Raw genomic sequence first — 24910 nt, 5'->3', positions numbered from 1 at the left:
TGTGCGCTGTGGCATCGAACTTATCCCCTGCACCTGACGTAGACCTGACCTGCGCACAGCCGAATTCGGGTATAGCGCGGGCGATCTGGGAGAAACCTCGCGACAACCAGAAGGATTAGAATGTCCACGGACAAAATCTAAAATTCGTCAACCGAATACCTGCTGAGGCCTATACTGAGGTATCCGGCTCAAATATTTCACCTAACGGATTTGCAGGTTGCCGACTGCCTCGGGATGATAAAGAAATACGTCAATTGAATATTTTGCAATTTTATCCTTCCTCGGCAAATATTATGATTTCAAAGGAACCGGGTGCGAGATCGGCCAGGAGAACAATTACTCTCAGATACTTGCGTTTGACCGGGATATCGTTCTTCCTAAAAGATTGAATTTTGGTCCACCGAAAGGCCGGGTTCCTTCCAGGCTTCGCGAAGCTCTTGTTGTAACGGCGAAATTGGGACGCATGGAGGATTGTTGCGTTGCTGGTCAGGCAGCGAGAATGGCGAGCTGTTCGGCCAGAGATGGATACGGCGTCGGACATGCGATTGACGCCTTACCATTTCCGCGACCAGCAGATGCAAGGGTGGACATCCTGCTGGAACGCGCCGACGGCACGATCTTGCAGATCGATGTGAAGTCGGCCGTGACGGTGAAGTCCAGTGACTGCGGCCTGAGGACTTGGCTCAGGCTTGCGGGGATCGGTTCGCCTATAGGGTTGTGTTCTATGACAGCACCAACCTCGTGCCCGTCGCGGACAGGTTGGCCGCGACGCCGCTGTCTTCGTTATGGAGTTGAGGCGTGAGGCAAACTGCAAGCTCGTCCCACGACAACCGATGAGATCGGCTTTCTAACGATCCACCAGCGCTGTGCCGACCGTAAAAGCCGTGGAGTCGAAGATCGCCAGAATCTGGGAAGACGCGGACGCCTTCGGGCCGGCGCAGGCACGGAGCAGGGGCGTAGTCTTGTCGGCAACTCGGGCAGTTCGCGGCATTCGTTGTCTGGCTCAAGACCAGAGCGGCTCGACTGCCTCATGCCGTCACCACAAGCTGCACTCGACCGCTAGACGCCGCTAGCTACGTTCCGTATCGAGCAGCCCGCGTCGACCGGTGGTTCGCAACATGCGGATGGCGTGGCTGGCCGCTACGCCCTGTAGTCAAACAAGGACTTGCAGAACGCAGGGGTGAGCTTGCCGCGATGGATCATGACATTCTCGTGACCGAGTGCGGCCCGCCTGTCCTGCCACTCTCGATTACTCCCGCGCTGTTCATTGGATTTGACGTGGCAAGCGGCAAAGTCAGCGTCATCCAGCGTTGCCAACTGCCACGCATGTACCGACCGCTTCGTATGGATGTGCACCCACATCGGTTTCGGCATTGCTCCGTTGCGCAGCGCCTTGGGCTGCAGCTTGATCTCGAACAGCGCTCCTGGCTCGCCCTTCAACGCCCGCGGCAGATCAGCAGGCGTCAACTCCTTGGCCACCCGCAATTGTTCAAGGTAGTTCTGCAACGGAAACGGGTAGGTCTTCATGCAATCGGTCGTGATAGCGGCCTTTCGCTTGTTCACATCGTTGATCAATCCCCGCGCCTCGGACAACATCCCCTGAAGCCGAACTTTTTTGGCGTGCACGTCGCGCACTTGCGTCGTGAAAAGGCCGAGTCGAAGAGGTTCCGCCAACGCGGCCAGACAGGCCTCCATCTCGGTGGCCTGCGCCTGCAGGCGCTCGACCACGGTGTCGAGTGCGTAGGCGGCGTCCTCGGGTTTCATCCAACGCGCTTGCGAGATGGTCTTTTGCTGACCAGCGAGATCGAACTGCAAAAGTTCGCTCAGCCGCTCGACTCCTCGCGTCAGGGCCGCCGTCGAGGCGGGGGTCTGCCAGATGGCCAAGTGTGCCGTCGCCGTCGCCGCACTCGCCTGCGCCTCCTTCGCGCTCACGAGCTTCTTCGTACCTAGATCCGAGCGCACGAGAACGTTGGCTGCTGGCTCCGTGTCGCTGACGCCCGCCACGACTTGCGGCTCCGGCCGCCTGGCCGAACTCCCGTCCCCAGTGGCCGGCTTGTGCTTGCCTTTCCCTTTCCTGCGCGCTGCCGTGCCTTCAGCCCCCGCACCCTTACCGGCAGTGCTAGCCGATATCCCAGCGCCAGCGTCGGTCGGCGGTGCAATGATGGCTGACGTCTTCGGCTGCAGTGTCAGGAATCGCATGACTTCGTGCGCGCTGGTCCACGCATCCGTCACGCTCTTCCCCAACAGTTCCAATGGAAGCCCGGCACTTGTTCGGTCATTGCTTAGCTCGGTCAGGATGTCCTGCAATGCCACCGCAAATTCCGAAAGCCGCTCCACGACTCCTTCCAGAACGGCGCAGTGATCTGCGTCGAGTGGGCGCCCTTTGCTGTACAGAACAGCGTTGGACGTCGAGTGAAATGCCGGAAAAACCTCGCTGACGAAGGTTCCCAGCCGACGCACCTGCCCGTCGTCACCCATGAGGGTTCCCATCACGGGTGCTTCGAAGGAGCTCGCCTGCCGCTCAATCTTGAACTTCGCGAGAGCAACCCGAGATTCCAGCTGCATGACTTTCGTATTCAGAGCCCAGCCGGAGTGCAGCCGTAGTGCGGCCTCATCGGCCTCGCGCATGTTGGCCGTTGCACTTGGTAAGTTGGCAGTGGCGGCACAGACGGACCGCATCCGTTCACAGCGCCAAGCCTTCTTTTCCCAGCACTCCATCGAGGCCACATGGTGGTCCGCCACCGTTGAAGCCGCTCGGCTCAGCTGGTCCGGAGTAGCGTCGGATTTGAGCAAGCTCTTGAGCACGGTGGATGCAAGCTGTCTGCGGCCTTGCACCTGTCGGATAGTCGTGGCGGCCAGCATGTTGCATTGGTCCCCCGCATGGAGCACCTCGTCGCGGAATTGACGCGCCCGATCGTCGGACAGAATGTTACGCGCCAGAGGCGGGTGCAGGCTCGCATAGTAATCTAGAACTGCTGAGCCTGCATAAACGAGCCGATCGATCTGCTCTTGCGCCTCGTCCAAGGAGTTATAGTTTTGCAGGGCCGTATTGCGGCAGGCGTCGAGTTCCATGAGCAGCCCGAGCATTCGTTCCTTCGTTGAGTTGATTTCTTCGGCTGACAAGGAAATAGGATCCGCCTCACCCGAAGTTGGCGGCTGGCTGGCGACCGGCGTCATGGCTTCACCCTCCGACAGCGAGGGAAAACCGCGCCGCCGCGCCGTGACTGCACGTGGCGCAACGGCTGCAAGTGGCGGAGCGCCCAGGATTGGATGGGCGCCAACGGAGGCGCAGGAAGACCTATCGCCAAGGGCATCATCGGCACCGCGCGCGATGGGAGCGGAGGTCGTCGCTTTATCCAGAGCCACAGAGCGCATCTGCTCCACGAAGACATCGAACGATTGGCTGCCTTCCCCAGGGGCGCCACTTAATAGCGAGCGTGAACAGCTCGATCCGGCTCCAGCATCCCCAATGCACGATCTGCCAGGTCGGCCAATGCTCGTCATATTCCATCTCCGATATTGGCGACTATGCGCTGATCGTGGTGTTGCGGGCTGATGGTCGCTCAGCCGTTGTGATTCGCAGAGAGGGAGTTTTTGGGGGGAGGGGGTACCTTCACGGGCGCTATTGCTCGCCCTTACCCCGAAGATGGTCTGCCGCTGGAACCGGCACCGAAGACCCAAGCAAAGATGTCGCAAATCTGTGGCATCCTCCACCCCGTTTGCTCGACGGCTACCAACCGGTTCGTTTCGTCGGCCTCGTGAAAATCGGACGAGCCGCCAATTCGACCATACAGGACGTTTCGCATTCCCATGTTTCGCGTTGAGCTCGAGCTGGTTAGGGTACGGTAGGCATGGATAGACGGCCTGTCTGACGATTAGCTGACGACGCGCTTCTCCTGAATGCAAAAAACCGACCTAAGCGTTAGCGATCAGGCTGCGGCCTATATCGGCCGCGAAACCTCAAGGTCAGCCAAGCGGCCTTGTCGCGGCTGTCCCGTTATCCGAAGTCGGTCGCAAAGAGGGGGATATCAGGCAAGGGCTCGGGTCAAAGCTCCCATTCCGCAATAGCGAGCCCTACAAAGGTGGCATCGATCGATTGCGGCTGAGAGTAACGCTATTGTCTGATTGATGGTTGAGGGGCGCCTGCTGCACGGTCTCCACCAACACTCGCCGTCGGCCGGCGCGGATTTGATCCTAACAGATTTCGCACGAGAGGTTGCCAAAGGAGGGTTTGGCGAGGTTGCACGTGCTTGTAGAAACTAAGCTCCGACCGGCGTAAGGAATTTTCTGCAACCATCCTTAATGAGCTGCTCGGCAACTTTGGCTCCTAACTCGGTAAAATCCTTGGAATTGAGGGGCAGCTCCATTGCCGCCTCAAGGCAGTTCCCAGTAGCACTATCAAAGACTGCAGCGGTCAATTTGTGGCCGCCGCTTTCAACAGCCCAGCAGTGCGCCGCAATTGCGCTGTGGCAGTTACCGTTGAGCTGTGCGAGCACCTCTCGCTCCGCCGCCGCGGCATTCTCCGACTCTTCGTTATTAACGATCCTGAGATAAGAGCATCGGTTCAAGTCTTCCCGCCTTATCTGCAGAACCAGAATGCCTTGCCCAGCAGCGGGGAGAACCTCGTCGTAAGAGAATAGTCGCGCGATGCGGCTATGAAAGCCAACGCGATCCAAGCCGGAACCAGAAAGTATCAAGGCATCGTGCAGACCGGAATCCAGATTCTTAAGGCGAGTATTGACGTTGCCACGGCTCAACTCAACGGCACAATCAGGGAACAGGCGCAACGCGGCGGCTCGGCGGCGCGGCGCCGATGTTCCAATCCGGACACGTTGTTTTGCCAGGAACTCCTCTTCAGATAGGCCGCTTCGAAGGACAAGAGCGTCTCGAGGATCTTCTCTTGAGAGAAACGCAATTAACATAAGTTCTTCATGCATCTGGACATCTCCCGGAATGTCCTTCAGGGCATGAATCGCGCAGTCTATCTCATTGGCCAAAAGACGACGTTCCAAATCTTTGATAAATGTTCCTTTCCCACCGTATAGTTTAAGGTCTCCCTTGATGAGATCACCTTCGGACACAAATGGGCAAATTTCAACCTCAATCCTCGGTTCTACAGCTTTAATAAGGCGCTCAGCAGTCCCGGCCACAACGATTGCCATCGGGCTGCGGCGGGTTCCTAGACGAAGTTTTGGATGTTTCATATTTTAATCTCTAGACAGTAATACTATACCGGTTTCAGATATTTCGTCTTTATCTACTAGAAGGTAGTTTACTTCAAAATCGCCAAAACCGATCTCCGTGATCGGTGCATAGTCGATGTAACTGCTATACGTAAACATTGCGCGTAGCCGGCCACTCGGTTTTCTCTGGAGAAGCTGCTCGACAAACCGCTGTTTGGTGGTGCCTGTCACATCATACAAGGTGGTAGCACCTCTGTTTGGTGAAAAGCGTTTCGGATGGGCTGCAGGTGCATTGAAGACAATATAATCAAAGTCCCCCTGTATACTCGCGAGAAGATCAGAGTGAACAACAGAAATTTCGAAGCCCAGCCGATCAAAATTGCGACGAGCATTGTTGCAAGCTTCGACCATGATGTCCGAAGCGACAATGTTTCGGCATCCTCGGAGCCACATGGCGGCAGATAGGTGTCCGCAGCCGGTGCCGATCTCGACTATTCGCGCGTCCGGACTCGGAGGAATGAGGTCGATGGCTCTTAGGATCTTGCGACCAGATTTTCCCTTGGCGGGATTGAAAACACCCGGATCGACATGAAGCCCTATTCCATTGAGGACGATGTCGTCTGCCTCACCGTCGGGGGCTACAGTATCAATGCGCCCGAGGCGCTCTTCAATTCGTGGATCCAACGGCATTGAGACTCCTTCGCGATCAAATTTCAAAGGGATGGACCTGTTACAGCATTTGTGGTCGCGCTTGCCATCATTTTTCTAACGGCGGAGCCAGCGCGAAACGGATGACTGCCAGGACTTATGGATTCGGCGAAGCCGACTTCCCAGGCACGTTGGCTACAGCAGCCGACAACCTCGCCGCATACACGGGAAGCTCGGGGCGCGGTCGCTCCAGGCTTTGTTTGCTTCCCAGCGACGCTGGCGCTAGGCGGACCGCGACTGTGCCACCAACGCCGAGCGAGCCTCAGCGGTCTTGGTGCAGTTGAGGGAGAGTGTGAGCATGCGGCTTCTCGGAACACTGTGGATTTTCCAACGGCAACTTGGCCCTGGCGGTGCTTTCTCGATTGAACTTGATGCTCGCTGCACGATCACGCCGTACCGCTCAACCTCCAATGCAGGACCTGCGGCCTGCCATCGAGCGGCGTCTCCTCGAAATGCACGGTGCCAGTAGATGCCACGCGCCAGTAGCGGCCGCCGACACCGATGTTGACCAATCCGTGACTCTTAGCTCAACACCGCCTCGAGCTGGACGCCATGCCCATCGCCGTCGCCGGGAAGCGGGTTGATCCGGGGGCGCAGATGGTGATGATCTTTGCCGTCAATGCCTCCCGTGCACCACGAAGATCGTGATCATGTGTCTCGTAAGCGTCCTGAACCGCCGCAGGCTCTCATCTGCTTCGCACTTGGCCATCCGGATCTGAGACAGCGCCGGCTCCGCATCGCGAAATGCCCGGGACGGCGGGTCGACTCTCTGGCCAAGACGCTATTTTCCGGCCGCAATTCCCGCGTCGGCCTTTAACGGATCATGCCGCACATCTTTTAAATGCCTCATCGTCTGGCCCCGTGTAACCCGGCCGGGCCTCCCGACCGAAGGTTCGATGATGATGATCGCCTCTGGAGAATAGTTCTTGTTGTCGAGCGCGGCGGTCTCCACCGTCTTGCCGTGCTCTACTCGTTGCCAATGACCGGCACGCGGCCGAGCGATGTCATGGGCATCGCAGGCCTGCGCGACATGCTGGTCCCTGACGCCATATAGCCTTGCGAGCTCGGTCATCGGCTTCGACCAGACCAGCCGATGAAGCTCGGCACGCGTCATTCTCATCATGTTCTTTCCGCTCGTATCAGTCATGAGCAACGCCAGCCAGCCTGTCGACTCGTTTGACGAACGCCCCTGCCACATCTACATCGTGTGAAGTCTATATGGCCGCTCGGGTCGAGCCATCCAGCCCTATCTTCCTTCACGTCCAGCTGTGCAGCGTTCGCCAGGATGGTGAGTAGTTTGTTGTCTTGCATATTGGCCGTGGGTTAGCAAAGGACAAAAAACAAAATGGCACTCCAAGCAGCATTGGTGCACGGATCGTTTTTAGGGATTTGCCGATAGGCGGGTGAGATCGCAAATGGAGCTATGATCTTCGCCGAATGCCCTTCAAACACAATGCCACCCGGCGTCACGAATACCGAAGATGAAGTACAAGGTGACGAATTGGCCGGAGTACGAAGCGGCGCCGTCCTGCAACACAGCTTCGCCGCAACGATTGTAATTCCTCCACGTGTGACGGCGGTGGAGAGCGGTGCAATCGGACCACCGGGCCAGAGAGATGGTCACATCAGGGCGATTGCCAATGACGGAAGGTTGAAATGGCAGACTGCCACCGGTTACGGCCGATGCGCCCTGATCGAGACGGCCATCGGCCCAAGGGATTGATCGGCCGGCGCCTGCGCGCGCGCTTCTTTCCGGCTCAGCAGACCGAGGCCGCCATCGCGTGCGCCGTTCTCAATCGCATGACGGCGTGCGCACGCCCGGAGTCCGTCCGCTGCCCGGCACGGCCGACATAGAAGGATGCATCAAAGACCGCGTTGGGTGCAGTTCCGTGGTCATGCACCAACGCCTCTGTCAAGGCCAAGCCGCGCATACCGCGCGATGTCCTGCCGGCCAGCCCTGAACCCGCTGCGCGCGCCGCTATCTCGGCCGTCCGCCAGGACAGAACGCGTGAAAGCACACCCCCAGGACATCGGAGCAGAACGGCCCTTGTCAAATACATCCGTCAAATAGCGGCTCCGGCGGATCCGGATCGCTTCAGCCGGCGACACCTCCAGCAAGGCATGGAGACCGACCATTTCCGGGTGAAGGAGAACATGCCGAAGGTTGGTGACTTCCAGTCATTCATCACAGCGCGACGGACCATCGCGGGTTTCGAGGCGATGCTGTGGTTGAGGGAAGGCTTACGTTTTTCCGGTGGCTTAACAAAGTGCAAAGGCGGCATGCGATCTGACGAACGGCACCCGGATCTTGCGACATGCCCCCGTAGGAGGCTCGTCAGTTCATCGAAAGCTAGCGCTGCTATGTGCTTAGGAGACGTGGATGTCTGACCAACGAAGGTTATCGTATTTAGGGAGAGTGGCGTGGAATCCAATTCCGATCCATTCAATACCAACGCTTGGATGCACCAATACGCTGCCTTGCAAGAACAGCAGCAGCGGGCGAGGCAACAGTCGGACAATATGCCTGCTGGTCAAGCGAGCTTTGAGCGGCAACTGAGCGACTTGCAGCTCAGTTCCTCTGATGAGAGGTCCGGTGATGCTGCTTCGCCCAACACTCCACCCGCAGAGGCGCATGGAAGTATCCAGCGCACTGACGTCGGCGGTTCGATGCGGATGCCGCCGCAATCCAACCTGCGGGACAATCGCTTCAGCAGTACGCGGTACAGCGTCGATTTTCCTCGCCCTCACCTTGGCTCGGCTGAGAAGGCGGTGCAGTCTGATTTGCGTGACAGGCTATTCAGTAGCACGCGCTACACGGCACAATCGGAATCGGGGCCTGTCGCGCGGACAAGAGATAAGAAGAGCGGGGGACTTTGGTCGCGTGTTAAGTCGGGGCTCGGCAATGAGGGGCGGCCTGGTTTGCGTTGGGAAGAAAGCACCTCGCGCTCTGGCGGCGAACATTCGCGCGGCGATCGGGCGGCCGGAGGCAAGCAAGCAGGCGGGCGCCAACGAGCGGGTGCTTCGGATGTGCAGACACTGCCCCCTTCGCTGCGCAGTTCCCGCAAAGGAATCATGTCACGTCTCGGGTCCGGCGTTGGGAAAATGTTCGGTCTGAGCCGCAGCAGCAAGGAATCGTCATCGCAGGCAGTTGTTTCAACGGATTTTCATATCGACTACGCCAAACGCGGTCGGGAGGTGATCGAGGCCAGCCTAGATCCTCAAGAGCGGGAACTCCACCCTGCACACCGCAGGTCCGCAGCAGAATGGGAAGCCGCCACGCCCGAGCCCGTCCATCATGGTAGCACTGACTACCCCATGTCCCCGGTTACGCAAGACTCCGGAGCAGATGCCGCGCCAACCACGGAACAGCTTACGAAGTGCGAGCGAGGTCTGCGCCGTGATGAGATTGAGCAACTCCGTCAGCTGCGTCAGTATCAGCGGCAGCAACTGCGCCTTGCTGCGCAACCCGACCTTCCGCAGGAACATCACGTGCGGCATCCTCAAGCTTGCATAGATATGGCCCGCGACAACCTGTTGGCAGACCGCAATGAGTACGGCTGGGCGCTGCCATTTCTCGATGGCGGTGCGACGCCAGAGAAGAACGCAGGATGGCTTGACAAGTACCTCCAGATGCTGAGGCGCTCCGCCACTTCCCCACAAAGCAATCAGTATCGACCGGATCTGGAACGCTGCACAGACTTGGCCGCGCACTATTTGGTCAAGACCGACTGGTTCGTAGACGCGCCGCTGCAGCAGCTCGTGCGCCTGGGCAGCAACCTGAGCAAGCACCCGCGGAGAGCCACGTGCATGCAGGCCGTAGCCTGGATCGCCGGTGAGGTGCTTGAACACGACGGCCTGCCGGAGCTGAGTGCCAAGAACCTGGCATTGCTTGCGAACGCTTTGTCGAAGAACACCCGCAGCGATCGATGCGAGCAAGCCGTCGCTCGCCTGGGACGCGTCCTGCTGCGTGAGCGGCTGGACCGGGACCTAACGGCACAAGGGGCCAGCTTGGTGCTTAACGCGATGAGCAAGTGGTCCGGCAATCCAGACTGCCACAGCGCTGGTGAACGCCTCGCCGGGCGAATCGCACACGACGCAGCCTTGATCTGGGAGATGGGAGCCCAGGCGGTCGCCAACTCGCTCAACGCACTGAGCAAGTGGCCCGACAGTTCTGCCTCTCAGAGCGCCAGCGAACGTCTGGCTGAACGAATCTCAAACGATGTAGACTTGGTGCGGGACATGGACGCACAGAATGTCGCCAACTCGCTCAACGCGCTGAGCAAGTGGCCCGGCAGCCCCGCTTGCCGAAGTGCCGGCGAGAGCTTGGGCGAACGGGTCGCGAGCGACGACACCTTGCTGCAGGAGATGAACGCCGAAGCGGTTGCCAGCACATTCAACGCCCTGAGCAAGTGGCTGGATAGCCCCGTCTTTCAGATGACTGGCAGACTCATGGCCGAGCGAATCGCCAATGATGCGCCCCTGGTCGAGAACATGGATGAACGACATCTCGCCGAGTTGCTCAACGCCCTGAGCAAGTGGCCCGAGAATCGTTCGTGCAGGAAGGCAGGCAGGCGCTTGGCCGAACGGATCACGGGCGACGACGCGTTGCTGCAGCAGATGAACGCGCGAGATGTCGCCCACTCACTCAACGCCCTGAGCAAGTGGCCCAACAGTTCTGCCTGTCAGAGCGCCAGCGAACGTCTGGCTGAACGAATCTCAAACGATGTGGGCTTGCTGCGGGACATGGACGCACAGAATGTCGCCAACTCGCTCAACGCGCTGAGCAAGTGGCCCGGCAACGAGGTCTGCCTGGCAACAACCGAACGTCTGGCCGAATGGGTCGCGAGCGAGGACACGTTGCTGCAGGAGATGAACGCGCAAGAAGTCGCGATGTCGCTCAACGCACTGTGCGGGTCGCCCCATGCGCCAGACTGGCGCTGGACGTCGATCAGGCTAGCTGATCGGACGGGTGGGGCTGACCTTCCCTGGCGCGATTTCGACATGGGCACGCTTGCGCAGGTCGGCAACGCCTTGACGCACCTGTCCCACTCAGCAGTGGATGCGGAGGACGAGGCGGAGGTTCAAGCGCTGGCGCGCGCGAAGCTTCAGGGTCTGGCGGCGCACCTCGACCTGCATCGGGATCGATTCGAGACGGCGCAGGCCCAGGACATCGCCATGATCTTCAAGGCGTTGGCCCATGAACAGCTGCAACGCGAGATGCGACCACTGGCCGGGCCAGCCTTAAACAGGGTGGCAAACCTGTGCCGCGAAACGCACTTGCGCGAGACGGACCTTGAATCGGTGGGCAACCTGTGCCTGGGCTTGCTGCCCCTGGCCCGCAGCCAGGAACTCTCGCGCCATCACCGCCAGGCACTGTCCGTCTTCGATGAAATGCAGCCGATCGTCGCGCGCAAGATCGATCGCTTTCTGCAGGGTCAGCAAGCCGATGACGCACCCACTGTTGCGAGCGCTGCGCCCGCCGACGAGCTGCACGCCACGCGCTGCCCGGCACTGACGTCCTATCAGGTGCTCAAGACCTACGCAGTGGTAAGCAGGCAGTGGAAGCCGCGCAATGTCGAGGGGCAGCGCTCGGCCGTGCGAGCTCGCCGTGAGCAACTGGCGACCTGGGTCACGGAGACGCTCGGGCGCACACGCGAGACCATCGAGTCGGACCTCGGGCAGATGAGCTGGAACCTCATCGCGCAAATCGAAGCCGGCGATGAAGTTCTGAACGCGCTGGACCTGCACATGCTCGCGCACTTCGAGCAGGTCACGCAAATCCATGCGCCCTCCGATTTCAGTGTGCAGGACGTGCATCAAAGCATGCGAACGCGGCCCGGCCGACCCCAGCCGCTATCCCCTGGCGCAGGCGACACCAGGCGCGTCGTGGTGGACATGCAGGGACAGATGCTCAAGAGCAACATGGATGACGAGAGCAAGCCGTACTCCCTGTTTGCGCGCCTGACCGGTCTGCCCCTGGTGGAGGTGCAACTGCCTGGTTCGCTGTCCGCGTTCATGCTGGCGCGCACCTTCAATTTCCTGGGCGAGCCGTGGCGCTTCGATCTGTTCGGCGGCAGCCGCTTGAGCCGAGGGGGCCAGCAACGGGCGTCCGACATCCTGTCCGGCGGCGCGAAGGCGCCGTCGATGCTGCCGGCGGTTCGCTATGCCGACACGGCGCCCGGCAGCGCCCTGATGCAGCTGGCCGCAAAGCTCGCGCCGCAGCGCGAGGACTGGTCGCGCATGCAACGCGCGCTTCTGGAGATGGTGCCCCACGACCACGTGGTCGAGGGCACACTCAGGATAGGCTTTATCGACGACGTCCCGGGGCCTCAACATCCATTCAAGTTGGCCGGACCGGGCGGTCAACACATCGCCTTGTGCCCCAACGACGGCTGCGGCTTCCTCAAGTTCGAGGTCGCCATGCGCATTCCCGCGGTCCGCAAGCACTACGACGCATGGGCGGCAATGCGAACAGGTCATGCTAGCGAAGAGCAACGCAAGCTCGTAGCCGAAGAGAGCGAGCTCAAGAGGCTGGCACCGCAGGCACTGCAGCACTTCCCATACGACGTGGAAGCTATCGAGGAAGCGCATCAAGCAATGCAACGCCGCCTGCGCAATTTGGCTCGGCAGCAAGGAGATTCTTCTGTCGGACGGCCGGGCCTCGGCATCGATTCGACAACGCTCTACGACCTTACCGTCAGCGGCGGCTATGCGGGGCAGAAGATACGTGCCGTGCCGTCCGCCGACGACAAGGTGCATTTGCCACACCAGCGCAGCGCTGCCTTCGACCGCGCAGGCGGCGCGCTGCTGCTCGGCAAGCCGCCGTACGACAAGGAGAACCTGCTGCCGGTGCCCGAGGAACGGGTTGCCACCGTAGCCCAGGGGGATCCAACAGCTCAATTCCTGTCAAGGTGCTTTGCCATCCAATACAGCTACGCCGGATTCAACGACGACTCAGGCGAGGATGCCGAGATGCTGCACAGCAAGGGCATGCTCATCATCCCGCCCAAGGGGTGCTGGTCGCCCGCTCACGAGGACATGGACCTGGTGTGCTCGAAGGAGGACCTGAAAACCTTGTCACGCTGGACCGACGGGCGCGACCGCGCCGCCGCCCCTAGCGACATGCTCAGCACCGGCAGCCTGCGCGTCAAGGAGATCGTGCAGCCTGGTCGGCTGGGAGCGTTGCCTATCAATGAACTGCGCAAGCGCAACATGGATTGCGACGGCGATGATGCCTTCGTCTATGCAGGCTATCCGAAGCTGGCAGCGCTGATCGAGCGCGTGATGGACGGGCGCGCCGCTCGGCGTAGCCAGCCCCGTTCCTTCAAACCCCCGAAGACGGCCACGCCGGCATTCGACGACAGTGGTCACTACCAGCCTGGGCGTGCGTCCGAGATCCTAGCCGAGCAGCGCGGACGCAAGCTCATGGGTTCAGCCAGCACCCTGGCGACGCGCTTCCTGTCGCAGCCCGACGACCTGCGCGAGGCGATGGCGCACAGCATGATGTTCGGCACTTACGACGGCGTCGAACGGTCGCTGCGAAACGGCCTGAGCGCCGTTCTCGAGAGCCCACAGCCCGACCGGCAGGCGCTGTATCCATTGGCAATCCAGGCGCACCAGGCGATCGGCCGCGCGCACATGCACGAGGCGCGCGAGGCGGCCCTGCTGCTGTATGGGGAGGTCTTTCGGCATTACCAGGCCTCGGGGCAGCCCATGGCGTCGGGGCCTGCCGAGGTTTCCGCAGCGCTGGCCCAACGATTCCCGGACTTGGCACAGGCATACGTCCAGGCCGTCGACACCCCGGCACGTATCCATGCCATCCTGGACAACTACCCGGTGTGCCGGCTGTCGCACGAGCGGTTCCCCGATGGGCAGCCCGGGCTGGTCCCCGGTGAGCCGGAGCTGACGATGCGCAACCTCTTCACCATAGCCATCAAGGTCGGCACCGACGCTCTGAAGTCCGATACCGGCACCGCGCTGTTCTCCAAGGTGATCGAGGCATGCGAACGCCAGGAGGCGAAGTTCCCTGATCGTGTGCGCAACGTGCCGCACGGCAAGGAGACGGCCCGTGCGATGCGGCACAACCGCTTCGATGCCGATCAGGTCAAGTCCGTGTTGCAGCGCATGCCGACCATGGCTTCTGGCGTCATGCATGACGCCGTGCAGTCGCTGCAGCAGGCGGGCATGCTGGCCCGGCCGCCGGCACCGTCTGCCCGGCTTGGCAAGACGCCTCGCGCAGAAGTTTCACGAGCCGCCGGAGCGCTGTTCGATCGCGCGCGGCAGATGGATCGCGAGATCACGCCGATGCTGCAGCAGGTCGTGTCCGCCTTCGGGGGTGATCTCGCTGGCCTGGAACACCGGCAGAAATCCAAGGGCTCGCTCCACAAGAAGCTTGACTCCCTGATGGCGGCGAAGAACAAGAACCTCGAGGAGGCCGTCGCCGATGTCAACGACGCCCTGCGCTACAGCGTGGTGCTTCCGCCGCAGAACTTCACCGAGGGCTGCCGCCGTATCCTCGCGATGTTGGACCAGCAGGGGCACGCCAGGACGAAGCTGACCAACCACTTCACCAAGAGCGAAGCATTCAGCGCGGTGAGCGTCACGTTGCGCAACCCGGCCGGTGCGCCATGGGAAACCCAGTTCCACACGGCCGAGACCTTCGCGCTGAAGGAGCGCTATCACGATGTTTACAAGAGCGCTCAAGACATGCGCCTGAAGGGCGCATCAGCCGAGCAACTGCGCGCACTTACGCGCGAGGCTTGGCTCGCCTTCCGCGGCATCCCGATGCCGCCTGGATGTGACGAGATCGAAGACTGGCAAGAACATAGCTACGCCCACGGCGCGGAATCGTGGAACGCGCCGAGTTTCCAGGCCAGCGACACGCGACCGACTGGCGTGCAGGACTGGGTTGGCGACGCCAGCACTCCTGGCTACGACGGGCACAGGCCCGCACTCAGCGTGCCGTCCGCGGCATATCAGGCGCCTGCACAGGTACTCGGGGGCGCATCGCTGCCCGACTTGCCCGTCGGTCCGTTGACGCACACGCTCCATACGTTTTTGGAGCAATTCAATGCCGAAGTGGGACAAGCCAGTGGCCAAGGACTGAACTGCCTGCTGGACACGGTTCTTCAAGTTGCCCACAACACGAAGCGGCAGGACCACGAAACGCCGCAGACTGGGCAACTTCGGCAACAGGTTCGGTCGCTGCGGAACAGTCTAGTTCAAGTCGGTGCAGTCGATCCGCATGGCGAGATCGACCTTTACGGCGCTGAGGGCGTCGGGGTCTTGCTGGCGAACAATCTTGGCGTGAGCATTCAAGCCATCGAAGCTGATGCGAATGGCAGGCTGACCGTGCATCCTGTCCTGGGTGAAGGTCGACTGGTACACATTCTGCACACGCCGGGGCATTTCCAGCCGCTGTGGCCTCGGCACTAAAGAATGAAAAACCCCAGCGCCGTTGCCGTTTCCTCATAGGAAGGCGCCAGCGAGCGGGGGGTGATCTTGGTCTAGGCGATGGGCGGCAGCGTGCCTCGAGGAGGAGATGAAAAATGCGGCTCAGTAAACTTATTTTCAAAGACAAGGTTTCATCGATGCTTTCTCCCGCAACAGGCAGGAAAGGCCTCGGCTTCAGACTGGGGTCAGAACAAGGTGTGCACCTGAGTGCCCCGTCACCGACTGTGATCTGCAACTTATCTTTCAGGCTCGCTGGAACTGGAGAAGGCGCAACGACGCCCACCGCGTCGGATGCGCCGCGCCAAGTAGAACACGAGCAACGGCAACGAGCCCGGTGATCTCTGATAGGTCGTGTCGCTCCAACCGCCAATTCGGTGCCAACCAGCGCCCGGTTCGCTGATGATTATCAATTAGGGTGGCGCGATAGATTCCATAGCCAACCTTGATGAGCAGCCCCTCGTCGCACATACGGGCCAAATAGCAGCGGGGAATCCGATCTCAGTCAGCTCGCGCATTCGCACTCCACTCTTTTCACCGGCAAATGCGACAGCGCAGTCTCGGAGGGGTGGCTTAGGCCGCCGGCCAATTGGATGCGCTCCGCGCTCTCGCGGTCACGCTTGCGATTCTTGACGGAAGGTTCTGGCGTAGTTTCGAGGGGGATCGGCAGCTCGTAGTTCGCGGGTTCATTCGGCCCAGAGAGCCTGGTCGAACGTCATGACGGCAATGTTCGTGACGGCGGCGGCCAAATCGTTGGTGACGATAAACATGCTGCCGATCTGGTGCAAAGGGATGGCGCGGTGATCTGCACAAGCCGTGCGAATTTCGAGGCGTCTGAAAATGCTGCACGCGACTTCCTTGCCGAGCAGTTCGCCGGCCGTGGCTGAGTGTTTGCCACGCATGACCCGGCTAATGATCCGAAGGAAGAAGGGGTGGAGATCGCGTCGCTTACGATTAACCGTTTGTTCAGCATACCCGCTGATGCCGGCTCCGACCCAGATCAATATCGCCGCGCCTTGTGCGCAGCCTCGACCACCGCCAGCGCCGTCATGTTGACCACGCCGCGCGAGGTGACCGACGGCGTCAGTATGTGCGCCGGCATGTCGGTGCCGAGCAGGATTGGCCCGACATGCAGCGCATCCATCATGGCGCGCAGCGCCGTCAGCGTGATGTTGGCCGAATCGAGGTTGGGGAACACCAGCAGATTGGCTTCGCCCTTCAGCCGTGAATGCGGATAGACGCGTTGGCGCAGATGCTCCGACAAGGCGGTGTCGGCATGCATCTCGCCGTCGCATTGCAGGTCGGGCGCCACCCGCGCCAGGATCGCCGCCGCCTGCCGCATCTTCAGCGCGCTTGGAGAATCGCGCGAGCCGAAATCCGAATGCGACAAAAGCGCTGCCTTGGGCTCAATGCCGAAGCGCTGGATTTCTTCCGCCGCCAGCACCGTCATCTCGGCGATTTCTTCCGCCGTCGGATCGACGGAGACATGCGTGTCGGTGAGGAAAATGATGCCGCGCTGCGAGATCAGCATCGACAGCGTCGACAGATCACGGTCCTTGACGCCCGCACGTGGGCCTATGACGAGCGTCACGTTGCGCAAATGCCGCTCGAAACGCCCCTCGAGGCCGCAGATCATGGCATCGGCATCGCCGCGCTTCAGCGCAAGTGCCGCGATCACCGTGTTGTCGGTGCGCACCATGGTGCGCGCTGCCTCCGTCGTCACGCCGCGCCGTCCCGCGAGTTCGATCAACAGGTCGACATAGTGGCGGTAGCGCGGATCGTCTTCCGGGTTGATGAGGCCGAAATCGACGCCCGGCTTGATGCGTAGCCCGTAGCGTTTCAGCCTGACTTCAATGACATGCGGGCGGCCGATCAGGATCGGCTCGGCGATGCCTTCTTCCAGCACCACCTGGGCGGCGCGCAATACGCGCTCGTCCTCGCCATCGGCATAGATGACGCGCTTGGCGCTCGACGCCTTGGCCGAGGAGAACACCGGCTTCATCACCAGACCGGAGCGGAAGACGAAGCGGTTCAGCTTGTCGATATAGGCGGCGAAGTCGGTGATCGGCCTTGTGGCGACACCGGTCTCGCAGGCAGCCTTGGCAACCGCCGGCGCGATGCGCAGGATGAGCCTGGGGTCGAAGGGCGAGGGGATCAGGAACTCGGGGCCGAAGATCGGTGTCTCGCCGGAATAGGCGCGCGCCGCGACATCCGATGGTTCTTCGCGAGCCAACGCGGCGATCGCCCGCACTGCCGCCATCTTCATCTCTTCGTTGATGGCCTTGGCGCCGCAATCCAGCGCGCCGCGAAAGATGTAAGGAAAACAAAGGACGTTGTTGACCTGATTGGGAAAATCGGAACGCCCGGTGCAGATCATCGCGTCGGGACGCGCCTCTCGCGCTGTTTCCGGCATGATCTCGGGATTGGGGTTGGCCAGCGCCAGGATCAGCGGCTTTGGCGCCATATGCTGCAACAGTTCCGGCTTCAGCACGCCGGCGGCGGAAAGGCCGAGGAAGACGTCGGCGCCCGGGATGACGTCGGCCAGCGTGCGTGCCTCGGTGTCTTTCACATAGGGGTCTTTCCAGCGGTCCATCTCGTCGGTGCGGCCCTTGTAGGCGACGCCGAAACGGTCGGTGACCCAGATGTTTTCGACCTTGGCGCCGAGCGAGACCAGAAGATTGAGGCAGGCAAGTGCGGCCGCTCCGGCGCCCGAGGTGACGATCTTGATATCCGAAATGGTCTTGCCGGCGAATTCCAGGCCGTTGAGCACGGCCGCGGCAACGATGATGGCGGTGCCGTGCTGGTCGTCATGGAACACCGGAATGCCCATGCGGGCCTTCAGTTGCTCCTCGACCTCAAAGCATTCCGGCGCCTTGATGTCCTCGAGGTTGATGCCGCCAAAAGTAGGCTCCAGCGCCGAGATCGTCTCGACCATGCGCTCGATCCCCGGCGCGTTGATCTCGATGTCGAACACGTCGATGCCGGCGAACTTCTTGAACAGCACCGCCTTGCCTTCCATCACCGGCTTGGAAGCCAGCGGGCCGATATTGCCGAGGCCGAGCACCGCCGAACCGTTGGTGACGACGCCGACGAGATTGGCGCGTGCCGTGTAGTCGGCGGCGGTATCAGGATTGTCGCGGATTTCGAGGCAAGGGGCGGCGACGCCAGGCGAATAGGCGAGCGCCAGGTCACGCTGGTTGCCGAGCGGCTTGGTCGCCTGGATCTCAAGCTTTCCCGGCCTCGGGTGTTTGTGGAAGTACAGCGCGGCTTCGTCGAGATCCGACCGTGCCGTCTTCTTGCTTTCGCCTTCCATGCCGGCCTCCCTCGATCCTGCTTTGAAGCCTTTTAGCATGCGGCAGCGGTTTTTCGCGACGCCAATCGCGGTTTCCACGTTGCGCTGCTGAAGCGGAAAATCGTCCGGCCTCTCAGCCCTTTGCACACGGAATCTCCGACGCGTCGGGCACCCATCGCAGGCGCTGCGTCAAAACGCGCTCACGTAAGGGCCACCATCGAACGGAATGTTCTGGCCGGTAAGGTAGCCGGTTGACCGAGCACAGGAAGGCGCAGATCTGGCCGAGCTCCTCCGGCGCGCCCAACCGCTTTGCCGGCAAGTCGGCGCGGATGCGGACCTTGCGCGCGGCGCCGCCGCAGGATCTTCCGGTGTGCCGGCCTCGTGGGGGACCCACGCAGCCGGTCGGTGTCGAGCTTGCCGGGCACAGCAGGCTGTTGACGGTGACGTGCTGTCGACCGCCGTACGTGCCACGCTGGCAAGGAACGAGTTCAGGTCGGCGAGGGCGCCGGAGGACAGATCGAGTCCTGGGATCAGAACGTAGACCGACAGCGAGGTGGTGTTGACGATGCGGCCGAAGCCGCGCGCTGCCATGCCGTCGATGACGGCCTGCACCAGCTCGACCGGCGTCACCATGTTCTGGGTGACGCCTTCGAGAATCTTGGCGCGATCGAGTTCGCGGAAGTAGCGCTGCGGCGTGCCGCCAATCGTTGTTGACAACATCCCTCTGAAATCGTTGGCAAGACATTCTCACAATGAAATCGAAAGCGACAAGCGTCCACCGCCAGCTGAGCGCAAATCAGGTACCAGCAATCGCGGCTCAGCATATCGAGATTGTCTGCATCGACAGGGATTGCCTCAATGTTTTCCGCTGCAAGATAGTCGCCACACTGGACCAGCCGAGAGGGTAATTGGATGATGACCAAGACGCTGGGCGCTTGGACGAACAGCCGACCAGTACGCGCACCGCCTTCAACCAGGATGAGCGATCTTCTTGCCATTGGCTGTTAACCCGACATTCGTGCCATGCGGCGGTCTGAGCGTATAAATCGGCATCAGCGCTTTTACCCGTGCCCGACTCAGAGTCTGTGATGGAGGTACCATCGTCATCGATTTGGGGTCGTAAAGAGTCTGCAAAGTTAACTTGAAGCATTTGTTGCAACGGTTTGATTGCCGGGTGGCATGCGTCTCGGCGAACTTCGAGATTTGCGATGGACAACGGACCCCAGTCTCGCAAGGAAGTAACCCGGGACTTGCGATTATCCACTGAGAACTGACCGATGTCTGAACGCTGGCCTGCTCGGGTTGGACATGACGTTTTTTTGAGCGTTAGCCGGCCATCGTTTTCGGTAGCGCTCTGAGAGTTCTGCAAATTCGTTGAGAGCAGTGGTGATGGCGGGCCACATGGGGAAGCGGCGGTTCGAGGGGGTAGCTTTTCACCTCAGTCTTCTTTCGGTTGACGGGATCCGCTGCATGACTCTGCCCTTAGCGATTGGGCACAGGTACGGGCATTAAACTTTACAGCAGCAGGGCCGCTCCGAGGCATCGCGGCCTTTCAACGGCGGCCGAAGGCCAGGACCTCGGCTGTGTAGGTCTCCACCACCAGGCTGAAGGGCTGGTTCGCCCCGGTATAGAGGATGGCGCGGTGCCGCAGCACTTCATGGGGAATGGCCAGTACCCCCTTTCCCGCCGCCGGCAGCGGCGCGTCCATCTCCCACCCCTTGGGCAGCGGCGACCACAGCAGTTCGGCGCTGATGGTCTGGCGGCGAAAGTGCAGCGGCTGGACCACCTTCCCGAAGGGCTGGTCCGTCGTGTCGAGAACCTGATTCATCTGAGGTGTGAGGCGCGACGGGACATACCAGTTATCGGCCTCGGAGAGCACGAGTTTGCCACAGGCGAGCTGCACACGCCGGTATTCAACGGGTTCGTCAGCGCTGATGCCCAATGCCTGGCGGGCATTATCCGGCAGGAGCTTGTTGTCGCCCTTCACGCGATGGGCGACGATCTTCGCCTCCGGTGCTAGACCATGGTCACCACACCACCGTTCCAGCGTAAGCGTGGCGCTGGGGTGGCTGAGCAGGTCGGCGTTGAGCGTTTCCAGCAGGGCCAGGGCCTGCGTGCGGGAGGCGGTATCGTCGGTGAAAGGGGTGCGGGCCTCGGAGGGTGACGAGACGGTCACCATCACGGCGAGGGAGGCTGCTGCGATGAAATTTCGATTACCCATGCTACAAAACCCTTTTGCGTTGCGTTACGAAGCGGCGTTTGCAGGAACGCAGCCTGCGCGCGCGTTGAAAACATGGCGGCCCCTGCCGCAACTACGAAACGCGCCTTGTGCGCGATCGCGCGTTGTTTGAAAGGAATGTTACCGCCCACCTCTCATATTCCGCGCAATCATGCCGTTGGCAACTGGACGCTTCAGGACGAATCTCCGGTAGACGAAATCAAGCTGCGACCTTCTCTGGGTCCGCTTCGACGGCACGGCATTTCCGGCTCTTTTGGTTTGCGGCCAAGCCCCATCGTCTTGGCCAAAACCGGGCGCGGCTGCATAGCTCGGCGCGACCATGGGGTAATCGGCCGGCAGACCCCATTTGGCGCGATACTCGTCCTGCGTCAGCCCATAGTGGTCGACAGATGGCGTTTCAAACAATTTGAATTTCTTCCGGTCCTCGAGGGAGATGATGTAGTCTGTGTTATCGACTTCCTGATCGGACAGCAGGCTTGAGTGCCTGCGACCCTTCTGTGGTGACCGTTCAGTGTCGCATGCACCTGGCGGATCAGGGCAGGGGAGACCTCCACCGGGACCGGCTTGTTGGAGACGTAGCTGGCACGACATCGGCGGTGATCTCGATGAGGTTGTCGATGTTCCTGTCGGCTTCTTCTGTCTCTCCGGACGGCTGAAACGCAGTCGGCGAAGCGTCGCCTCATAGTGGCGGTTGTCGCTGAAAGCAGTAAATGTCTCGACCATCAGGCTGCGGGTCCGCTGTGCTGGTGGCCGAGACAACGTTCGACTGTCCGAAACCAGAGTCTCAAGTCTTGCCAAGTATGAGGAGCCGATGGCCGCGGTTTACCGTAACGGCAAGCCCGCATTAGGCTGCCTGCAGGCCCGAACTCAGTTCATTTTTTGTGTGGTGACTGTCGACAACTCCAGCCCGTTGGGATTCCTGTAACGATTGGCGAGGCTTTGGAAAAAGCTTCCCGTCTGGTCTGGTTGAACAACAAATTCTCCATAGTTGGGATCGAAGAGTGTGATCCTCCCATCCGACGCTGACGTCGCAATTGAGTGTCTTTGACCGTTGGTAAAGCGCAAGCTGAGCAAATGGTTCGCCCCGCTTTTGGAGATTTTCTTCAGCATCGGTGAGATGCTGTCAGGCCCACCGAACGTATACACGTTTTCTTTCTTGGATGGGTCCAAGCCCACTTCCCGCAACATGGTGGTTTTGGCCTCCAGATTGGCCTGAGAAGATTCTGCTCCCTCACTTCGCGACGAGCTCCTGACGTCCATATACCGCTCCTGCCACTGAGCCGCTGAGTGATGTCCTTGCGATCCCGGTACTAGGGCATTCATTCGCGATCTCGGGCTGTTGTGGAGATTGCTGAGCCACCCCGCAGCCAGCCCAACGCAGATCCCGCGTTGATTCGCATCAGCTAATTCAGCCGTCCTGTATTCCAACACGGAGGTGCTCGGCCTTGCTGGAACGGAGGTGCTCGGCCCTGCTGGAGGGTTGCCTGGATCCGAGGCATTTGACTTGCTGGCGCAGCATCCCATTTTGTCGGGCAACTCCCCAGATGGCAGGTTCCTCCGCAGCGCGAGGTCCGCAAGTGTTTCGGTAAAGCTGTCGCTGTCCATCGACTGACTCGGTTCGTCAGCCCAGCTAGCGCGTGTGGATGAGTCACTGATCCGATTATACATGGCGATTCGCGTTTCCTTTTGGCTTAGGTTTCTTCGTAGCGAGTGCGGACTGAATAGGCCCTGATCCGAATGATGCTCGGTCAAGCTGACGGCGAGCTTACGGACGGTGTTACCAGCTTAGAAAGCAATGGTTGCGCGCCTGAAGACCTATCAGAATCAGGTTCGTTTTCGGTCGATGCGACTGGGGTCGAGTAACTCAGCCATACGGCTGTCGCCCTCTCGGGGCAGGCGGATTTCCAGCACCCCGGCTCTTCCCGTAGGGTGAAGCCGCGTTTCCGAAGGGACGCCCTTCAAAGTCACGGCCCAGCGGTTCTCAGATTATGCAAATGCTTGAGATCGGCGATCAGATCGTGAAAAAGCCGTCAAACACGCACCTTTGTCAGAAAGTTCCGGACGAGTGACCTGCAGGAGCCAAGGGCACGCTCAAGAGGGACAATCCAAACACGGGCTTTGGCTTGATTGGACCTCGATAACGGTGAGAAGGATGTCTCGTCCATGCCATCGATCCGCTCAGGAATCAGAGTGCTTGTGGAAGGACAGAGGTGTTCCTCGAAGCCGGGCAGGGAAAGAAGGTCTGGAAGTCCGGAGCACTCGCCTCTCCCAGAGCCAACGCACAGCCGATCCTCGGAACCTGTCCACTTAGACATAGAAAAGCCCGCTGCCGGGAGGAGGTGGCAGCGGGCTCGATTGAGATGCAGCGCGGGAAGAGGCGCGCCGCATTCAGCGTCGGCATCACATTCGAGGGGGGTAGATGACCGACATCAGGACCTTACCCATAGCCGCAGATATTGCGATGCACAAATTATATATCGCAATTGCGAGAATGTTACTTGGATTCGCGTCGCATATGCATCCGCAGGAGGGCTTCCTGTCGCACGAAAGCCGACGGCAGGAAAGAGTGCTTCATTTCGTCGCTCTACCTGGCAGTGCCTCCTGCAGGATCAGGTGTGTCGACCGCCAAATTGTCGGAGACGGTTATCTCGACCATTGGCTCAGTCGCTCCCCGCCCTCACCGTTTAGCGGGAAGCAATTTCAGGAGATCGGGCTGTGGCTTGGTGAGATAAATCCACCTGCCCATCCTCCGGCTTCAAATCGCGATCTGGCGATCATGGTAAGGAACGACGTCAGTGAAGCCTTAGGAAAGTCGGCATGAAAACTCATGCCCTTCGCTGACAGTTTGGCTGCGGCGTCGCTGTCCATGTCATAAAGTTAAGGGCCCCCAATGGCGAGCATGCAGAACTCTCGGGTTACTCATCCGCCGCATGTCCTCCAGCTCTACCGATGGGGGGACCTGAGATGCCAATTGCCTCGGTATCGCTTGAGTATCCTGTCAATCGCAGCGAAGGATATTTGCTTCGCGCGCGGCCGCGACGAAGGCCCTTCGAGCGGCGGGTGGATGAGCCTCACCTCTCAGTACCTTCAGACAGGCGTCCATTGCGGCCCTGCGCCTCTCCGTCTGACGACCAAAATCCCGGAGCAGGATGGAGGCAGCATCATTGACATCGCACACGGCACGTTCTGTGCTATGGCGGCTAATCTGGATCACAACTGGCCTCTCAAATCTGACCAAGCCCGTCATCTCGCCTCCCCCTCAACTCCTACCGACCCAGAGCCTGCGATTACAACCGATGAAAATTGTGTCGATCCCGCTTGCGGGTCGCACCGGTCGGCCGCTCAATCGAAAGCTTGGTACAAGGTGGGATTCCACCCATGTTCAATTCTTGCACGAATCGTACCATGAGTGCATTTTATCGGGGCAGCGCAAGATGTTTCTTTACCGTTGGCCTTCTGGCCGATGCGATTACTTCATCTGGAAGAAATGGCGAATGCAGCCTGATTCCGAATCGCCTATGAATTCTCGATCCAAGGAGAGCCTGCCATCTTTGGGATGTGATCAGTGCAGGGCCTGAGGCAAACGATGCGATCTCTCGCCTGGCAGTGTCATGCCAACGCTGGCCGGGCCTCTCGACCGGCCGTTCGATGATGATGACGGTTCTCGCTGGTATGGTTTCCTGAACGGCGCAGACAACCTGTTAATCAGCAGAAGTGGAAAATCGAGCTAGATGCTTAGAGAATCGCGCTCACATAGTCGTTGCCAGGACCATGTAAATCGTGCCCAACTGTGGCGCTCGGCACCACCCTCGGTCAGCGGATCGTCGGATGTGCGTCGGTCATGTCTATTGTACCTTACCGGGCCGTTGACGGCATAGCTGCTCGATTAGCGTGTTTGGGCTATTCTGGGCCGGTTCTCGCGACGGCGAGAGCGCCCCAGCCACTCCATCAGCCCGAGCGCGTCATCAAATTCGCGCGAGCCGCTCCTGGAGTGCCTGGCGATCGGCGACCAGATTGTCGAGGTGCAGGGACTCGCGC

At 60.3% G+C, this 24910-nt stretch carries 13 protein-coding genes and 3 pseudogenes; 4 read left to right on the top strand and 12 right to left on the bottom strand.

Going from position 1 to position 24910, the window contains the following annotated elements; genetic code table 11:
- Positions 1–1140 precede the first annotated feature (1140 nt).
- The 5 genes from ABID19_RS32880 to ABID19_RS32860 all read right to left on the bottom strand — a co-directional run bounded on the left by ABID19_RS32880 (position 1141) and on the right by ABID19_RS32860 (position 7014).
- Positions 1141–3177 carry a hypothetical protein gene (locus tag ABID19_RS32880; protein WP_006200698.1) on the bottom strand — a complete coding sequence of 679 codons (2037 nt, stop codon included), beginning with the start codon at positions 3175–3177 and terminating at the stop codon, positions 1141–1143.
- A gap of 1082 nt (positions 3178–4259) precedes the next feature.
- The gene (gene hemC / locus ABID19_RS32875) at positions 4260–5204 is read right to left on the bottom strand and encodes a hydroxymethylbilane synthase (RefSeq protein ID WP_081482078.1); all 945 of its coding nucleotides are present in this window, start codon (positions 5202–5204) and stop codon (positions 4260–4262) included.
- Between the two features lie 3 nt (positions 5205–5207).
- Positions 5208–5873, bottom strand: coding sequence for a methyltransferase (locus ABID19_RS32870; protein ID WP_081482079.1), 666 nt, complete (start codon positions 5871–5873; stop codon positions 5208–5210).
- Between the two features lie 404 nt (positions 5874–6277).
- Positions 6278–6403 (bottom strand): hypothetical protein, encoded by a 126-nt coding sequence (locus ABID19_RS32865; RefSeq protein WP_263807228.1) that lies wholly within the window; start codon positions 6401–6403, stop codon positions 6278–6280.
- A gap of 269 nt (positions 6404–6672) precedes the next feature.
- Positions 6673–7014, bottom strand: coding sequence for a hypothetical protein (locus ABID19_RS32860; protein WP_354494724.1), 342 nt, complete (start codon positions 7012–7014; stop codon positions 6673–6675).
- A gap of 399 nt (positions 7015–7413) precedes the next feature.
- Here ABID19_RS32860 and ABID19_RS32855 point away from each other — a divergent pair.
- The 3 genes and pseudogenes from ABID19_RS32855 to xopAD all read left to right on the top strand — a co-directional run.
- A pseudogene (locus ABID19_RS32855) lies at positions 7414–7745 on the top strand (IS5/IS1182 family transposase); the annotation flags it as partial.
- Positions 7746–7949: 204 nt separating this feature from the next.
- The gene (locus tag ABID19_RS34425) at positions 7950–8279 is read left to right on the top strand and encodes a DDE-type integrase/transposase/recombinase (RefSeq protein ID WP_412177324.1); all 330 of its coding nucleotides are present in this window, start codon (positions 7950–7952) and stop codon (positions 8277–8279) included.
- Positions 8280–8312: 33 nt separating this feature from the next.
- A complete protein-coding gene (xopAD, locus tag ABID19_RS32845) occupies positions 8313–15326 on the top strand; it encodes a XopAD/skwp family type III secretion system effector (protein ID WP_263792284.1) in 7014 nt (2337 codons plus the stop codon).
- Positions 15327–16027: 701 nt separating this feature from the next.
- Here xopAD and ABID19_RS32840 read toward each other — a convergent pair.
- The 6 genes and pseudogenes from ABID19_RS32840 to ABID19_RS32815 all read right to left on the bottom strand — a co-directional run bounded on the left by ABID19_RS32840 (position 16028) and on the right by ABID19_RS32815 (position 22396).
- Positions 16028–16345 (bottom strand): hypothetical protein, encoded by a 318-nt coding sequence (locus ABID19_RS32840; protein ID WP_139032185.1) that lies wholly within the window; start codon positions 16343–16345, stop codon positions 16028–16030.
- Positions 16342–18654 (bottom strand): NADP-dependent malic enzyme, encoded by a 2313-nt coding sequence (locus ABID19_RS32835; RefSeq protein WP_263807225.1) that lies wholly within the window; start codon positions 18652–18654, stop codon positions 16342–16344. The genes ABID19_RS32840 and ABID19_RS32835 overlap by 4 nt, the downstream gene beginning before the upstream one ends.
- A 168-nt stretch (positions 18655–18822) precedes the next feature.
- A pseudogene (locus ABID19_RS32830) lies at positions 18823–19335 on the bottom strand (SDR family oxidoreductase); the annotation flags it as partial.
- 850 nt (positions 19336–20185) lie between these two features.
- Entirely contained in the window at positions 20186–20854 is a 669-nt protein-coding gene (locus tag ABID19_RS32825; RefSeq protein WP_263807223.1) for a hypothetical protein, read from the bottom strand.
- A 191-nt stretch (positions 20855–21045) separates the two neighbouring features.
- Positions 21046–21491: pseudogene (locus ABID19_RS32820) on the bottom strand (Ros/MucR family transcriptional regulator).
- Positions 21492–21739: 248 nt separating this feature from the next.
- Complete coding sequence (locus ABID19_RS32815) at positions 21740–22396, bottom strand: YopT-type cysteine protease domain-containing protein (RefSeq protein ID WP_244425880.1); 657 nt, start codon at positions 22394–22396, stop codon at positions 21740–21742.
- 895 nt (positions 22397–23291) lie between these two features.
- On the opposite strand from ABID19_RS32815, the gene ABID19_RS32810 reads away from it, so the two are divergent.
- On the top strand, positions 23292–23693 hold the full coding sequence (locus tag ABID19_RS32810) for a hypothetical protein (protein ID WP_263792270.1): 402 nt from the start codon (positions 23292–23294) through the stop codon (positions 23691–23693).
- Between the two features lie 177 nt (positions 23694–23870).
- Here ABID19_RS32810 and ABID19_RS32805 read toward each other — a convergent pair whose 3' ends face one another.
- Positions 23871–24119: a DUF982 domain-containing protein gene (locus ABID19_RS32805; RefSeq protein WP_081482080.1), complete on the bottom strand. Its 249-nt coding sequence runs from the start codon at positions 24117–24119 to the stop codon at positions 23871–23873.
- Positions 24120–24910: the final 791 nt, after the last annotated feature.

Origin of the sequence: Mesorhizobium robiniae (assembly GCF_040545535.1) — a bacterium.
Lineage (GTDB): Bacteria > Pseudomonadota > Alphaproteobacteria > Rhizobiales > Rhizobiaceae > Mesorhizobium > Mesorhizobium robiniae.
This window is presented reverse-complemented; position numbering and strand designations above follow the sequence as displayed.

Coding starts and splice junctions, on each gene's coding strand:
- ABID19_RS32880 (WP_006200698.1), bottom strand. CDS start 3,177: ATGACGCCGGTCGCCAGCCAGCCGCCAACTTCGGGTGAGGCGGATCCT.
- ABID19_RS32810 (WP_263792270.1), top strand. CDS start 23,292: ATGACCGACATCAGGACCTTACCCATAGCCGCAGATATTGCGATGCAC.
- ABID19_RS32805 (WP_081482080.1), bottom strand. CDS start 24,119: ATGACGGGCTTGGTCAGATTTGAGAGGCCAGTTGTGATCCAGATTAGC.
- ABID19_RS32860 (WP_354494724.1), bottom strand. CDS start 7,014: ATGATGAGAATGACGCGTGCCGAGCTTCATCGGCTGGTCTGGTCGAAG.
- hemC (WP_081482078.1), bottom strand. CDS start 5,204: ATGAAACATCCAAAACTTCGTCTAGGAACCCGCCGCAGCCCGATGGCA.
- ABID19_RS32825 (WP_263807223.1), bottom strand. CDS start 20,854: ATGGGTAATCGAAATTTCATCGCAGCAGCCTCCCTCGCCGTGATGGTG.
- ABID19_RS32815 (WP_244425880.1), bottom strand. CDS start 22,396: ATGGGATGCTGCGCCAGCAAGTCAAATGCCTCGGATCCAGGCAACCCT.
- ABID19_RS32835 (WP_263807225.1), bottom strand. CDS start 18,654: ATGGAAGGCGAAAGCAAGAAGACGGCACGGTCGGATCTCGACGAAGCC.
- ABID19_RS32870 (WP_081482079.1), bottom strand. CDS start 5,873: ATGCCGTTGGATCCACGAATTGAAGAGCGCCTCGGGCGCATTGATACT.